The following is a 15,446-nucleotide window of genomic DNA, read 5'->3' as shown; positions in this document are numbered from 1 at the left end:
CACCGCACCGTCCGCACCACGCACAAGGCAGGCACCTCTCCCCACCCGTAAGGAGCCCCCGTGACACCCCGTTTCACCCTGCTCCGACGCGCGACCGCAGTCCTCGCCACCTCGTCCGCCCTCCTCCTCGGCACCCTCACCCCGAACGCCGCCGTGGCGGACACCGGGACGGCCCCGCCCCCGGCCCTGACCGGCGCCCAGCTCGCCGCCTCCTGGACCGGCCCGCTGTCGACCCGGGACCGGTACGTCGTCGACGCGAACGGCGACCGGTTCAAGCTCAGGTCCGGCAACTGGGCCGGCGCGCAGGGCACCTGGCAGGGCAGCGGCGACGTCGACGACGTCGCCAACCACCAGGCCCGCCAGAAGTCGAACAACATCCCGCTCGGCCTCGACCGGAAGCCGATCGCCGACATCCTGGCCGACTTCCACGCCCTGGGCCTCAACAGCATCCGGCTGCCGTTCGCCAACGCGGTCATCCACGACACGAGCGTCGTCCCGGACGCGGCGGTCACCGCCAACCCGCAGCTCAAGGGCAAGACCCCGCTCCAGGTCCTCGACGCCGTCGTCGGGGCCCTGACCGCCGACGGCTTCGCCGTCATCCTCAACAACCACACCACCAGCTACCGCTTCTGCTGCGGCCTGGACGGCAACGAGCGCTGGAACAGCGGCCAGACCACCCAGCAGTGGATCGACGACTGGGTGTTCCTCGCCAAGCGCTACCAGGCCGACAAGCGGGTCGTCGGCGCCGACCTGCGCAACGAGGTCCGCCGCGACACCTGGGACGACCCCAACTGGGGCTGGGGCGACGACCACGACCTCAACAAGGCCATGGAGGAGGCCGGAAACAAGATCCTCCAGGCCAACCCGGACATGCTCGTCATCATGGAGGGCATCAACTGGCAGGGCATCCCCACCGACATCACCCCCCACGGCCGCCCGATGCTCACCCCCGTCGCCACCCTGTCCAACACCCTGATCCGCTCCGACAAGCTCGTCTACGCCGCCCACTTCTACGGCTACACGGGCCCGAACCACACCGGCGCCACCGGCACGGGCGAGACCCACGACCTCCGCTACGAGGAGCTCACCCCCGCACAGCTCGCCCAGGCCGTCGACGACGAGGCCCTCTTCGTCACCCGGTCCGGCCAGCACTTCACCGCCCCCGTGTGGATCAGCGAGTTCGGAGCCGCCGGCCGCGGCGCCGTCGACGCCCGGGAACGCGCCTGGTTCACCAACTTCACCGACATCCTGGTGAGGAACGACGCCGACTTCGCCATCTGGCCCCTCGTCGGCTGGACCGACGCCAACGGCGTCCCGCAGGACAACTGGGCCATGGTCAACTACAGCGCGAACGGCACCCGGCTCGGCCTCATGGACACCGGCGACTGGCGCGCCACCGACTGGAACAAGCTCGTCAACGCCCCCGGCAAGACCGGCCGCGTCGACCCGGCCCCGCGCTGGAACATGCTCAACCTGGACCACGCCGACTACAACACCTCCGCCACCATGCTCGCCAAGCCGGACTGGTCCCCGGGCAACCGCAAGGCCACCTGCCCCGACAGCCAGCGCGTGACCGGAATCGCCCGGAGCAGCAGCCGGGGCCTGTGCACCGACGCCGGACAGCCGGCGAAGGCGAGCGGCACCTGGACCGTCGTCACCGACGAGCGGTACGTGACCGGCGGCGACTGGGCCAGCGGCTACAACAAGCTCCAGTGCCCCGACCGCACCTTCGCCGTCGGCTACAGCGTGCACAGCAACGCCATGGCGGCCCTCCTGTGCGCCCCCGCGGCCACCACCCTCCCCACCACCGGCCGCGTCCTCTGGTTCGACCACGGCGACAACCGGCCCGCCACCGGCGGGTCGACCGCCAGCGACTGGGCGCCGGGCTACTACAAGGGCCAGTGCCGCGACGACGAGTACCTCGCCGGCGTCGCCTACACCTGGAAGTGGACCCACGGCGGCGTCCCCGACGCCCTGCTGTGCCGCCCGCTCGCCTGACCGCAGCCCATCGACCCCAGGCCGGCCGCCCGACCCCGGGCGGCCGGTCCGTCCTCCGCACCCGAGGAGCACCGCACCCATGCCCCGACTGGAGATCGCCGACGACGGATTCCGTCTCGACGACCGCCCGTTCCGCATCATCTCCGGAGCCCTGCACTACTTCCGGATCCACCCGGAGCAGTGGGCCGACCGCCTCCGCAAGGCCCGCCTCCTCGGCCTCAACACGGTCGAGACCTACGTCCCCTGGAACCTGCACGCCCCGCGCCGGGGCGAGTTCCGCCTCGACGGCGGCCTCGACCTGCCCCGGTTCCTCGACGCCGCGGCCGCCGAAGGACTCCACGTCCTCCTCCGCCCCGGCCCGTACATCTGCGCCGAATGGGAGGGCGGCGGTCTGCCCTCCTGGCTGCTCGCGGACGAGCACATCGTCCTGCGCAGCCGCGACCCCCGCTTCCTGACCGCCGTCGACGAGTACCTCGGCGCCCTCGTGCCGCCGCTCAAGCCCTACCTCGGCAGCGAGGGCGGGCCCGTCCTCGCGGTCCAGGTCGAGAACGAGTACGGCGCGTACGGCGACGACACCGCGTACCTGGCCGAACTCGCCGCCCTGCTGCGCCGCCACGGCGTCGACGTCCCGCTCTTCACCTCCGACCAGCCCTCCGACCTCGCCGCCGGCAGCCTCGACGGCGTCCTGGCCACCGCCAACTTCGGCAGCCGCACCGCCACCGGGCTCGCCGCCCTGCGCGAGCACCGGCCCCGGGGCCCTTTGATGTGCATGGAGTTCTGGATCGGCTGGTTCGACCGCTGGGGCGGCGTCCACGCCCGCCGCGACCCGGCCGACGCCGCCGCCGAGCTCGACCTCCTCCTCTCCGCCGGCGCCTCCGTCAACATCTACATGTTCCACGGCGGCACCAACTTCGCCTTCACCAACGGCGCCAACGACAAGGGGACGTACCGCCCCACCGTCACGTCCTACGACTACGACTCCCTCCTCGACGAAGCCGGCGACCCCACCCCCAAGTACGCCGCCTTCCGCGAGGTCATCGCCCGCCACGCGCCCGTGCCCGTCGAACCGCCGCCCGCCGCCGGGCCGAAGGCCGCGTACGGCGCGGTCGAACTCACCCGTACGGCGGGGCTGCTCGACCAGGCCGACGTGCTCGGCACCCCGGTGACCGCCGGCCGGCCGCTGACCATGGAGGAGCTCGGCCAGTCGTTCGGGTTCGTCCTCCACGAGACCGACCTGGCCACGCCCGGACCGGTGCTGCTGCACGCCGAGCGGGTCCACGACCGCGCCCAGGTCTTCCTCGACGGGCAACCGGTCGGCGTCCTGGAGCGGGAGAACCACGAACACGCCCTCGCCTTCACCGTGCCCCGCGCGGGAGCCCGGCTCGCCGTCCTGGTGGAGAACCAGGGCCGCGTCAACTACGGGCGGGCGCTCCACGACCGCAAGGGGCTCCTCGGCCGGACCACGGTCAACGGGGCCGAGCCCGCCGTCTGGCACAGCCGCGCCCTGCCCCTCGACACCCTGGACGCCCTCGACCTGCGGCCCTCCGAGCCCGGGCGTCCGCCGGTCGGACCGGCCTTCCACCACGGCACCTTCACCGTGGCGGAGCCCGCCGACACCTTCCTCCACCTCGACGGCTGGACGAAGGGCCTGGCCTGGATCAACGGCTTCCCGCTGGGCCGCTACTGGTCCCGGGGCCCCCAGGCGAGCCTGTACGTCCCCGCCCCGGTCCTCAGGACCGGAACCAACGAGGTCACCGTCCTCGAACTCCACGCCTCCGCCACGCGCCGGGTCCACCTGCGCGACGCGCCCGACCTCGGAGCCACCGAGGAGTGAGCCGGCACCCCTCCGTCCCGACCACCCGGGAGCCGCTCGTGCCCACCGGACTCCAAGCGGTCCTCTTCGACATGGACGGCACCCTCGTCGACACCGAGCGGCTCTGGCTGCGGACGGTCGAGGAGGAGGCCCGGGGCCTGGGGCTCGACCTGACGGAGGCCGACCGCGCCTCCGTCCTCGGCCGGGCGATCGGGGTCTGCGCGGAGCACCTCGCCGGCCGCGCCCCCGGCCGTACCGACCCCGCGCGGATCGGCGCGTCCCTCGAACGGCGCTTCACCGCACGGGTACGAGGACGGGTCGAGCCCCTGCCCGGCGCCGTGGAACTCCTCGCGGCGATCCGCGCCGCCGGGGTGCCCACGGCGCTCGTCTCGGCCTCGCCGCGGACGGTCGTGGACACCGTCCTCGACGTCCTCGGGCGGCACCGTTTCACCACCTCCGTCGCCGAGGGGGAGACCCCGCGCACCAAGCCCTTCCCCGACCCCTACCGGGCGGCCCTGACCGCCCTCGGCGTCGATCCGGCCCGCTGCGTCGCCGTCGAGGACACCCCGACGGGCGTCGCGTCCGCGGAGGCGGCCGGCTGCGCGGTCCTGGCCGTGCCCTCGTACACCGCCATCGCCCCGGCCCCGCGCCGGACGATCGTGCGCAGCCTCCTGGACGTGGACCTCGCCCTCCTGCGGGGGCTGGTCGCCGCTCCCTGACGCAGCGGCCGGGCTCAGGCGTGCGGTTCGGCGGTCGCGGCGAGGGCCGAGGGAAGTTCGGCGGCGGTGGTGCGGAGCCGGTGCACGAGGTCCTCGGGCGTGTGCCCGGAGGGCTGTGCCACCCAGGTGTCCAGGGCCCGGTGGAACAGCGCGACGAGGAGGTCGAGGGCCAGCCGGGCATGCAGCTGCCCGTCGGGGCCGGGGAGGGCGAAGCGCCGCTCGACCACGGCGAGCGCGGACCGGGTGGTGCGGTCGCAGAAGGCGAGGCCGTGCGCTTCCATGGAGGGCGTACGGGCGGCCAGGTGACGGCTGGTGAGGACGCGCCCGGCCCAGCCGTCGGCCGGCATCCGGCCGACGGCCTCGGCGAGGGCGTCCTCGAACAGCGCGAGGAGCCGCCGACCGTCGGCCGGGCAGGTCTCCAGGACGTCGAGGAAGGCCGTCCACAGGTCCTGGGTGGGGGCCATGGCGACGTCCTCCTTGCTGCCGAAGTAGCGGAAGAAGGTCCGCTTCGACACCTCGGTCGCCTCGCAGAGCGCGTCGAGCGTCACCCCGTCGAAGCCGTGGGCGCCGAACAGGTCCAGGGCGGTGTCGATCAGCGCCTGCCGGGTGCGCAGCTTCTTGCGCTCGCGGAGGGGGAGCGAGGGGGAGGTTTCGGCCGTCATCGTGACCACTGTATCGGAGCGGCGAACGCTACCTATAGGCTTATGCCACTCAGTGGCAGAATCTTGGAGGCCTCCCATGCGCGCGCTTCTCGTCGACCCCTCCGCCCCCGGCGGCCTCAGGCTCGGCACCGCCCCCGACCCCGAGCCCGCACCCCACCAGGCCCTGATCCGGGTGACCGCGACCTCGCTCAATCCCGGCGAGATCGCCTTCGGCCTCGCCGCCGCCCCGGAGGGCGCGGTCCTCGGCTGGGACGCCGCCGGAATCGTCGAGCGGGCCGCCGCGGACGGCTCGGGACCCGCCGCCGGAACCTCCGTGGTGACCCTGATGCCCGACGGCGCCTGGGCCGAACTCCGCGCGGTCGACACCGCCCTCATCGGCACCGCCCCCGCCGGGGCCGACCCCGCCTCCCTCGCGACCGTCCCCGTCGCCGGCGCGAGCGCCCTGCGCGCCCTGCACCGCCTCGGCCCGCTCCTCGGGCGCGACGTCCTGATCACCGGGGCCACCGGCGGCGTCGGACGGTACGCCGTCCAGCTCGCCCGCGCCGCCGGCGCCCACGTCGTGGCGTCCACGAGCTCCCCGGCCGCCAACGGCGCACTCCTGCGCGGCCTCGGGGCGCACGAGGTGGTCGGCGCGCCGAAGGAGACCGCCCGGCCGGTGGACGGGGTGATCGACCTGGTCGGCGGCCCGCTGCTCGTGGAGGCGTACGACCGGCTCGGCGAGGGCGGCACCCTGGTCGCCCTCGGACACTCCGCGGGCACCGGCGAGGACTTCCCGTTCGGGGCGCTCTTCGGCGACCAGGGGCGGCACGACCGGTCCGTCGTGACCTTCTTCCTGCTCAACTGCGCCGGACTCGACCGCGACCTGAGCTGGCTCGCCCACCGCGTCGCCGACGGGACCCTCGACCCGGGCATCACCTGGCGGGGCGGCTGGGACGACGCGGCGGACGCGGTCGCCGCCCTGCGCGCCGGAGACCTGCACGGCAAGGCGGTCCTGACGATCGGCCCGACGTCCTGACCATCGGCCCGACGTCCTGGCCATAGGCCCGACGTCCTGGCCATCGGCCGGGCGTCCTGACGGTCGGCCGGACCTCCTGGCTATCGGCCGGACCTCCTGGCTATCGGCCGGGCGTCCTGGCCACCGGCCCGGCGGAGAAATCACCCGCGTGACCAGGCCGGGCGGGCGGAGAATCGCGCCATGCGCATCGTGATCATCACCGCCGGCTCCCGGGGAGACGTCGCACCCTTCACCGGCCTGGGGCGGCGCCTGCTCGACGCCGGCCACCAGGTCGCCGTCGCCGCCCACCCGGCCTTCGCCGAACTCGTCGGCTCCTGCGGCCTCGAACACCGGCCGGTGCCGGGAGACCCCCAGGGGCTGATCCGGGACTGGGCCCGGGCGGCCTCGCGGGAGGAGGCCCAGGCGCTGACGAGGGCGTACGCGGACGGGATCGCCGACGGGGTGGCGGAGGCCGTGGAGGGCGGCGCGGACCTGCTCCTCACCGCCCACGGCCCGGCGCCGCTGAGCCGGACGGCCGGCGAGGCCCACGGCATCCCCGTCGTCGGCACCTATCTCGTCCCGTCGTTCGCCACCGGAGAGTTCCCGCTGCCCCACGCCCGGAACGCAGACGGCCGGAGCCCCGAGGACAACCTCGCCGCCGGCCGGGACGTGCTGAGGCGGGCCGAAGGGGTCTTCGCGGGCGGCGTGACCCGGCTGCGCGAGCGCCTCGGGCTTCCCGACGGCACGCCTTCGGCGACGGCGGACATCCGCCCGGCCTTCCACGGCTTCAGCCCGCTGGTCGTGCCACGCCCCGCGGACTGGCCGTCCGGGGTGGAGGTGACGGGCTACTGGTGGCCCGCGCGCCCGCAGGCCTGGCAACCCCCGGCCGTACTCGTCGACTTCCTCCAGGCCGGCCCGCCCCCGGTGTTCATCGGATTCGGCAGCATGGCGGCGGGCCAGGGCGAACGGCTCGGCGAGCTGGTGGCGGCCGCCGTCAAGAGGGCGGGCGTGCGCGCGGTGGTGCAGGCGGGCTGGGCCGGGCTGGGCGGCGGCGGCCCCGACGTCCTGGCCGTCGGCGACGTCCCGCACGACTGGCTGTTCCCACGCACCGCCGCCGTCGTCCACCACGCCGGGGCGGGCACCACCGGGGCCGGACTGCGCGCCGGAGTGCCCGCCGTGCCCGTCCCCGTCATGTACGACCAGCCGTTCTGGGCCGCCCGGCTGCACGCGCTGGGCGTCGCCCCACGGGCCGTGCCGTTCCGGGACCTGACCGCCGAAGCCCTCGCCGACGCGATCACGGCCTGCCTGTCCGACCCGGCCCTCCGCCGCCGCGCGGCCGAACTCGGACGCGCGATCGCCGCGGAGGACGGCGCCGCCCCGCTGCTCGCCCACATCGGCTGAGACGGCGCCGGACGCCGGCAGGGGCGCGTGCGGCGCACTCCGGCGTGCGAAGTGCGGGGTGTGCTTCGAATGGCACGTATGTCGGGGATGCGTCAGAAAGCATCGGTGTACTAGCTTTCCGTACACCCAGGCCGATGATCACGTGGGGGTTGCGGTGGCCGTCAGCAGCGATTCCATGACGAGCGCGGCCGGCGGCGGGCCCGGCACCGGGAGCGCCCCCGCCCCCGCACCGCAGGCGGCGCCCGCCGTGACTCTCCCGAAGGGCGGCGGGGCCCTCAAGGGCATCGGCGAGAAGTTCGCGGCCGATCCGGTGACCGGCGTCGGAGCCCTGACCGTGCCGGTCGCGGCCACCCCCGGGCGTTCGGGCTTCGGACCGGACCCGGTGCTCCGGTACGACTCGGGCGCGGGCAACGGCCCCTTCGGCCTCGGCTGGAGCCTCGGGCTGCCCGCGATCACCCGGAAGACCGACAAGGGCGTCCCCCGGTACGACGACGCGGCCGACTCCGACGTCTTCATCCTGTCCGGCGCCGAGGACCTCGTACCCGTACTCGTCCCCGAAGGAGCCGAGGGCGACCGTTGGGTGCCGGAGACGCTGCCGCCGCGCGCGATCGGCGGCACCCGCTACGCCGTCCGGCGCTACCGGCCCCGCGTCGAGGGCTCCTTCGCCCGCATCGAGCGCTGGACGAACGTCCAGGACCCGGCCGACGTCTGCTGGCGCTCGATCTCCCGCGACTCCGTCACCACCTGGTACGGGACCACCCCCGAGTCCCGGATCGCCGACCCGGCCGACGCCTCCCGCGTGTTCAGCTGGCTGATCGCCGAGCGCCACGACGACCGGGGCGATCTCGTCACGTACGGCTACCGGTCCGAGGACGACGAGGGCGTCGACACGACAGCCGGCCACGAGCGGCACCGGCAGCGCTCCGCCAACCGCCACCTCAAGCGGATCCGCTACGGAAACCGCACCCCCTGGCTCTCCTCCCTCGACGACGCCACCGGCCGGCGCCCGCTGCCCGCCGACGACCAATGGCACTTCGAGCTCGTCCTCGACTACGGCGAGCACGACCCGGCCGCCCCCACCCCCCACGACTCCGGCCCCTGGAGCGCCCGCCCCGACCCCTTCTCCTCGTTCCGCTCCGGGTTCGAGGTGCGGACCCACCGGCTCTGCCGACGCGTGCTGATGTTCCACCACTTCCCCGAGGAGCCGGAGGTCGGCGCCGGCTGTCTCGTCCGCTCGACGGACCTCCGGTACGCGTACGGCGGGGTGCACACGACCCTCGCGGCGGTGAGCCACCGCGGCCACCAGCGCGACGGCGGCGGCTACCGGACCCGTTCCCTGCCGCCGGTCGAGTTCGGCTACTCGGAGGCGGTCGTCGACCACACCCTCCGCGAGCTCGACGAGGAGAGCCTGGACGGACTGCCCGCCGGTCTCGACGGCACCCGGTACCGCTGGGTCGACCTGGACGGCGAGGGACTGCCGGGCATCCTCAGCGAGCAGGGCGGCGGATGGTTCTACAAGCGCAACCTCGGCCCGCTCGCCCCGGTCCGCGCCCGGTTCGGGCCGACGGAGTCCGTCCCGTCCCGCCCCTCGCTCGCCCTGGCCGGCGGAGCCCAGTTCCTCGACCTCGCGGGAGACGGACGCCCCGACCTGGTGAGCTTCGCCGGGCCCGCCCCCGGCTTCCAGGAACACGCCGCCGACGGGACCTGGCAGCCGCACACCCCCTTCGGCTCGCTGCCCGACCGGGACTGGGCGGATCCGAACCTCCGCTTCGTCGACCTCGACGGCGACGGACTCGCCGACGTCCTCGTCACCGAGGACGACGCCCTGGTCTGGCATCCCTCGCTCGGCGAGGACGGTTTCGGACCCGAGCGGCGCGAGACCCGCGCCCGGGACGAGGAACGCGGACCGGTGCTCGTCTTCGCCGACGCCGAGCAGTCCGTCCACCTGGCCGACATGAGCGGCGACGGGCTCACCGACCTCGTCCGCATCCGCAACGGCGAGCTCTGCTACTGGCCCAACCTGGGCCATGGCCGCTTCGGCCCGAAGGTCGTGATGGCCGGGGCCCCGTCCGACCACCCCGACCGCTTCGACCGGCGGTGCCTGATCCTCGCCGACGTCGACGGCTCCGGCACCACGGACGTCCTCCACCTGCGCGCCGACGGCGCACGGATCCACTTCAACCGGTCCGGCAACGACTTCGCGCCCCCGGTGCCGCTGCCGACCCTGCCCCCGGCGGACGCCCTCACCGGCGTCCTCGCCGTCGACCTGCTCGGCAACGGCACGGCCTGTCTGGTCTGGTCCTCGCCCCTGCCGGCGGACGCCGGCCGCCCCCTGCGCTACCTCGACCTGATGGGCGGCGTGAAACCCCATCTGCTCACCCGGGTGCGCAACAACCTCGGCGCGGAGACCGAGATCGCGTACGCGCCCTCCACCGCCTTCGCCCTGCGCGACCGGCGGGCGGGCAGGCCCTGGGCGACGAAGCTGCCCTTCCCCGTCCACGTCGTCGAGCGGACGACCTCCCGCGACAAGTGGCGCGGCACGGCCTTCACCAGCCGCTACAGCTACCACCACGGCTGCTTCGACGGGACCGAGCGCGAGTTCCGGGGCTTCGCCCGCGTGGAGCGGACCGACGTCGAGGACTACGGCACGTTCGCCGCGGCCAACGCGGACAGCCCGTACGTCACCGCCGACCACCGGCTCTACCAGCCGCCCGTACGGACGGTCGCCTGGCACCACACCGGGGTGCCCGTCGAGGGGCGGGACCCGCTGCACCCGTTCCGGCACGAGTACGTCCGCGCCTCCGACGAGTACGCGCCGCCCGGCCCGGACCTGGAGGGCCTCGCCCTCGACGCCGACGAACGGCGGGAAGCCCTGCGGGCGTTCAGAGGCGCCGTCCTGCGCGAGGAGACGTACGAGCTCGACCTCACCGCGACGGCGGACGGCGAACGGCCCCCGGCCCCGGTCCGCCTCCTCTCCGCCACCTCGCACACCCACCGCATCCGCCGCCTCCAGCCCCGCGCCGGCCGGCAGCACGCCGTCTTCCACACCTTCCCGAGCGAGACCGTCGCCCACCACTACGAACTCGACCTGCGGGACCCCGCCTCCACCCCCCGACCCGCGCGTCACCCACACCCTCGACGTCACCGTCGACGCCTATGGGAACGTCCTCCAGTCCGTCGCCGTCGCCTACCCCCGCACCCGGCCGGCCCCCCTCTCCGACCCCCTCCTGCCGCCCGGCACCGAGCCCCTCGTCGCCGCCGTCCAGGGCGAACTCCACGTCGTCTACACCGAGCGCCGCACCACCGCCCCCCTCCCGCCCCACCCCGACCGCCACCGCCTCCCGCTGCCCTGCGAGACCCGCACGTACGAGCTGGCCGGGATCGGCCCCGCACAGGCGGGCGACGGGCGGTGGGTCACCCTGGAGGGGCTGCGCCGCTTCCGGCTCGGCGAGCGGTACCAGACCGGCGGGACACCGGTGGCCGAACTCGACCACCACCGGCTGCCCGACCGGACCACACCCCAGAAGCGGCTCCTGGAACTCGTCCGCACGCTCTACTACGACGAGACGCTCACCGCGGCCCTGCCGCCGGGCGGCATGACCGCCCATGCCCTGACGTACGGGACGTACACCCTCGTCTGGACCGACGCGATGCTGACGACGCTGCTCGGCGACAAGGCGACGGCCGAGGTCAGGGCCGCGGCGGCGGACCGGGCCGTCAGCGGCCACCTCGGCGGCCCGGACGCCGTCCGGCTCCTCGGCGAGGACGCCGCCGGCCGGTACTGGCGCTGCTCCGGAGGCGCGGAGTACGACCCCGACGCACCGCGCCGGTTCTTCCTGCCCGCCCGCTGGACCGACCCCTTCGGCCACACCACCCGCCTCGAACACGACCCGTACGGGCTGTCCCTGAAGGCGAGCACCGACCCCCTCGGCAACCGCACCGAGACGCTCGTCCACGACTACCGCGTGATGGCGCCCCGCAAGGTGCGCGACATCAACGGCAACGACAGCGAGGTCCGCTTCGACGCCCTCGGCCTTCCGGCCGCGGAGGCGCGCAGCGGCAAGGACGGCGGAGGCGACCACCTCACCGGGCTCGACACGGCCGTGCTCAACCCCGAACTCCCGGCCCTCACCGCCTTCTTCTCCACCGACGACTACGACCCCGCACACGCCCGGACGCTGCTCCTGGGCGCGAGCGTCCGGTGGCTCTTCCACTTCGGCGAGGAACTCCGCGACGGCGAGCCCGTCTGGGCCCAGCACCCGCCCTGCACCGCCGTCCTCACCCGCGAACGGCACGCCGACGAGCAGCCCGAGAGCCCACTCCAGGCCGCCTTCCTCTACGCGGACGGCCTCGGCAACGCCCTGGTCAAGAAGGTCCAGGCCGAACCCGAAGAGCCGGGCGGCCCGCTGCGCTGGGTCGCCGACGGCAAGACCGTGCTCAACAACAAGGGCAACCCGGTCAAGCAGTACGAGCCGTACTTCAGCCCGCCCGAGAGCGGCCACCGCTTCGAGGAGCCCGGCGAGCACGGCGTCACCCCGCTGCACTTCTACGACGCGATCGGGCGGCTGATCCGCACCGACCTCCCTGACAGCAGCCACCGACGCGTCGACTTCTCGCCCTGGCACGTCACCGACCACGACCAGAACGACACCGTCCTCGAACCCGGCAACGGCTGGTACGCGCGGACGAGCACCTCCGCCCTGCCCGCCGAACGCCGCGCGGCCAGGCAGGCGGCCGCCCACGCCGGCACCCCCGGACGCGCGCTGCTCGACAGCCTCGGCCGCACCGTCGTGACGATCGCCCACAACAGGACCGACGGCGTCGACGAGAAGCACGTCACCTTCACCCGGCGGGACGTGGAGGGCAACCCGCTCTGGATCCAGGACCCACGCGGCAACCGGGTGCTCCAGCACACCGTTCCGCCCCTCCCTCCCGGCGCGCGTCCCTTCGACGACCCGCAGAACCTGTCCCCGGGCGGCTTCAGCCCCGGCCACGACCTGACCGGGCGCGCCCTCTTCGAGCACGACCCCGACTCCGGCACCCACTGGACCCTCCGGGACGCGGCCGACGGCCTCCTCCTCACCTGGAACGCCCGGGGATTCCGCACCCGCACGACCTACGACGCCCTGCACCGCCCCCTCGGCACGTACGTCACCGCGACCGGCGACACGACCCTCTCCGGCGCCCCGCGCGACCCCGCGTCACCACCCGCGCCCGAGGCGCTGGCCGAGTACCGCCTCTACGGGGAGACACACCCCGACCCGGACCGGAACCTTCGCGGCCGGGCCTTCCGCGTCTACGACGGCGCCGGTGTGACGACGAGCGAACGCTACGACTTCAAGGGCAACCCGCTCGCCACGTCCCGCCGCTTCGCCCGCGACCACACCGGCACCCCGGACTGGTCCGCCCTCGGCCCCCTCACCGAACCGGACCGGATCGCCGAGGCCGCCGAAGCCCTGCTCGAACCGGGCCCGCCGCTGACCACGAGCACCACCTACGACGCCCTCGACCGGCCGGTCGAGACCACCGCCCCCGACGGCAGCGTCACCCGGTGCGCGTACAACGAGGCGGGCCTGACCGAACGCGTCGAGGTGCGACTGCGGGGCGCGGCGACGGCCACCGCGTTCGTCACCGACGTCGACTACGACGCCCACGGCCGCCGCACCCGCGTCGCCCACGGCAACGGCGCCCGCAGCACGTACACGTACGACCCGCTCACCTTCCGCCTCACCGGCGTCCGCACGACCAGGCCGGCCGACCCCGACACCACCGCCTCCCCGCTGTTCGCGAACGCCTCCGTCGTGCAGGACCTCCACTACACCCACGACCCGGTCGGCAACATCACCCGCATGGAGGACGCCGCACTCGCCACCATCGCGGGCGTCGGCACCGCCCGCGACTTCACCCACGACGCCCTCTACCGGCTCGTCGCCGCGAGCGGCCGCGAACACACCGGCCAGACGGACTTCCTGCTCGACCCGCCCGACACCGGCCGCCGCGACTACCCGTTCGCCGGAGCCCGCGTCCACGCGAACGACCTCCAGGGCCTGCGCGGCTACGTCGAGCGCTACCGCTACGACGCCGTCGGCAACCTCATGCACCTCGCCCACCACGAGGGCACCGACGCCGAGGCCCCGGGCCCCGTCCTGTGGCGCCGCCACCACCAGTACGCCCTCGACAGCAACCGGCTCCTCGCCACCAGCCTGCCCGGCGAGACCGGCGGCCTGCCCGACTACGCGACGGAAGGCGGCTACGGCGCGCGCTACGCCCACGACGTCCACGGCAACATGAACCGGATGCCGCACCTGCCGCTGATGCGCTGGGACCACCGGGACCAACTGGCCGCCACCGCACGGCAGGTGGTGAACGGGGGCACGCCCGAGACGACGTACTACGTGTACGACTCCGCCGGCGAACGGGTCCGCAAGGTGACGGTGACGGCCGCCGGGGCACTCAAGAACGAGCGCCGGTACGTCGGCGGCTTCGAGGTCTACCGCGAGTACGGCACGGGCGGCACGGTCCTCGCACGCGAGACCCTGCACATCGGCGACGCCGGCGAGCCCGTCGCCCTCGTCGAGACGGCCGTCCTCCCCGCCGGCCCGCCCGCCGTCCGCCACCGGTTCACCGACCATCAGGAGTCCGTCTGCGTCGAACTCGACGAGCACGGCGCCCTGGTGGGCCACGAGGAGTACCACCCCTACGGCACGACCGCCTTCCAGACCGGTCGCACCGCCGCCGAGACCGGCCTCAAGCGCTACCGCCACACCGGCAAGGAACGCGACGACGAGACCGGCCTCTCCTACTTCGGCGCCCGTTACTACGCCCCCTGGCTGGGCCGCTGGACGAGCTGCGACCCGGCGGGCCTCGCGGACGGCCCGTGCCGCTACGCGTACGCGCGGTGCGGGCCGGTGCGGTACCGCGACCCGGACGGGCGGCAGGTCCCCAGCCCCGACCCCAACGACGCGGAGAAGCTCGCGGCCGCCGCGGCGGCCGCCGCACCCGCGCTGCGGGCGTCCGGGATCTACTTCCGGGCCGCCCCGGGGCAGCTCAAGGCCGGTGTCGTCATCGGGCTCCTCGCCACCGTCGCGATCTTCGGATACGTCTACTTCACCTACGAGGCGGGCAAGTCGCGGGATCTGATGCTGGACCCGAACAAACCCCAGCCGCAGGTCGTCCCGCCCCCGTCCACGCCTCCGGACCCCGGCACGGAGAAGATCCACGGCAACTGGGTGGACGGCACGTTCGTGCCGGGCGTGCCGAAGAACCCGGACCCGGCCCCCGCCGGGCCCAAGACCGCCGCCGGGGGAGCGGGCGAGCCGCCGGACAAGAGCGGCACGGCGACCAAGGAGCAGACGGGAGCCGCACCGCGCAAGGCCGTGCCGTCCCCGTCGAACCCCTGGCAGCAGGAACGGGCCCGCGCGGAGGCGCAGAAGAAGGCGCGGGACGAAGCGGCCCGGCAGCAGTTCTTCGACTCGGGGCGCGAGCCGAAGAAGCCCGTGGAGAAACCCCAGGACCATCATGTCGCCAGTGACAAGGACCCGGAGTTCAAGCCGAAGTTCGAGGCGGTCTTCGAGGCGGCGAGCGTTCCCGGGCTGCCCGACCTGGACCTCAGCACCGCCCAGGAGAACCGCGTCTCGATCCCCGGACACAAGGGCGCGCACGGCAAGGGGTACAACCAGGAGATCCTCGGCCGGCTGGAGAAGGCGGTGGCGGGCAAGGCCCCCCACACCCAGGAGTACCGCGACGCACTGACCGGCGAACTCCACAATTTGAAGCTGGAGTTGCAGGACCCGACCTCCGACCTCAACAAGATCGTCACCCGCCGCAGATAAGGGAAGGGGGGCCGCGCCCGAGGCGCG

At 74.2% G+C, this 15,446-nt stretch carries 7 protein-coding genes and 2 pseudogenes; 8 read left to right on the top strand and 1 reads right to left on the bottom strand.

All coding sequences use genetic code 11. From position 1 onward, the window contains the following. Window positions 1–60 precede the first annotated feature (60 nt). The 3 genes from ACH4TP_RS08280 (at window position 61) to ACH4TP_RS08270 (ending at window position 4,530) form a co-directional block, all read left to right on the top strand. Window positions 61–1,998: a glycoside hydrolase family 5 protein gene (locus tag ACH4TP_RS08280; RefSeq protein WP_398436500.1), complete on the top strand. Its 1,938-nt coding sequence runs from the start codon at window positions 61–63 to the stop codon at window positions 1,996–1,998. Between the two features lie 79 nt (window positions 1,999–2,077). Then, on the top strand, window positions 2,078–3,832 hold the full coding sequence (locus tag ACH4TP_RS08275) for a beta-galactosidase (protein WP_398436499.1): 1,755 nt from the start codon (window positions 2,078–2,080) through the stop codon (window positions 3,830–3,832). A gap of 38 nt (window positions 3,833–3,870) precedes the next feature. Next, window positions 3,871–4,530 carry an HAD family hydrolase gene (locus tag ACH4TP_RS08270; protein ID WP_398436497.1) on the top strand — a complete coding sequence of 220 codons (660 nt, stop codon included), beginning with the start codon at window positions 3,871–3,873 and terminating at the stop codon, window positions 4,528–4,530. Between the two features lie 14 nt (window positions 4,531–4,544). Here the strand turns inward: ACH4TP_RS08270 and ACH4TP_RS08265 are convergent, their stop codons facing one another. Beyond that, on the bottom strand, window positions 4,545–5,192 hold the full coding sequence (locus ACH4TP_RS08265; RefSeq protein WP_398436495.1) for a TetR/AcrR family transcriptional regulator: 648 nt from the start codon (window positions 5,190–5,192) through the stop codon (window positions 4,545–4,547). A 76-nt stretch (window positions 5,193–5,268) separates the two neighbouring features. Between ACH4TP_RS08265 and ACH4TP_RS08260 the strand changes: the two genes are divergently transcribed. The 5 genes and pseudogenes from ACH4TP_RS08260 to ACH4TP_RS08240 all read left to right on the top strand — a co-directional run bounded on the left by ACH4TP_RS08260 (window position 5,269) and on the right by ACH4TP_RS08240 (window position 15,419). Continuing rightward, complete coding sequence (locus ACH4TP_RS08260; protein ID WP_398436494.1) at window positions 5,269–6,207, top strand: zinc-binding dehydrogenase; 939 nt, start codon at window positions 5,269–5,271, stop codon at window positions 6,205–6,207. Window positions 6,208–6,387: 180 nt separating this feature from the next. Then, the gene (locus tag ACH4TP_RS08255; RefSeq protein ID WP_398436492.1) at window positions 6,388–7,587 is read left to right on the top strand and encodes a glycosyltransferase; all 1,200 of its coding nucleotides are present in this window, start codon (window positions 6,388–6,390) and stop codon (window positions 7,585–7,587) included. Window positions 7,588–7,762: 175 nt separating this feature from the next. Then, a pseudogene (locus ACH4TP_RS08250) lies at window positions 7,763–10,678 on the top strand (SpvB/TcaC N-terminal domain-containing protein); the annotation flags it as partial. A 43-nt stretch (window positions 10,679–10,721) separates the two neighbouring features. Continuing rightward, window positions 10,722–10,877: pseudogene (locus ACH4TP_RS08245) on the top strand (hypothetical protein); the annotation flags it as partial. A gap of 186 nt (window positions 10,878–11,063) precedes the next feature. Further along, window positions 11,064–15,419: an RHS repeat-associated core domain-containing protein gene (locus ACH4TP_RS08240; RefSeq protein ID WP_398436491.1), complete on the top strand. Its 4,356-nt coding sequence runs from the start codon at window positions 11,064–11,066 to the stop codon at window positions 15,417–15,419. Window positions 15,420–15,446: the final 27 nt, after the last annotated feature.

The sequence above is a fragment of the Streptomyces sp. NPDC021012 genome (assembly GCF_044333355.1).
GTDB lineage: Bacteria > Actinomycetota > Actinomycetes > Streptomycetales > Streptomycetaceae > Streptomyces.
Note: the sequence above shows the minus strand (reverse complement) of the source record. Positions and strands in the feature narration are given on the sequence as shown.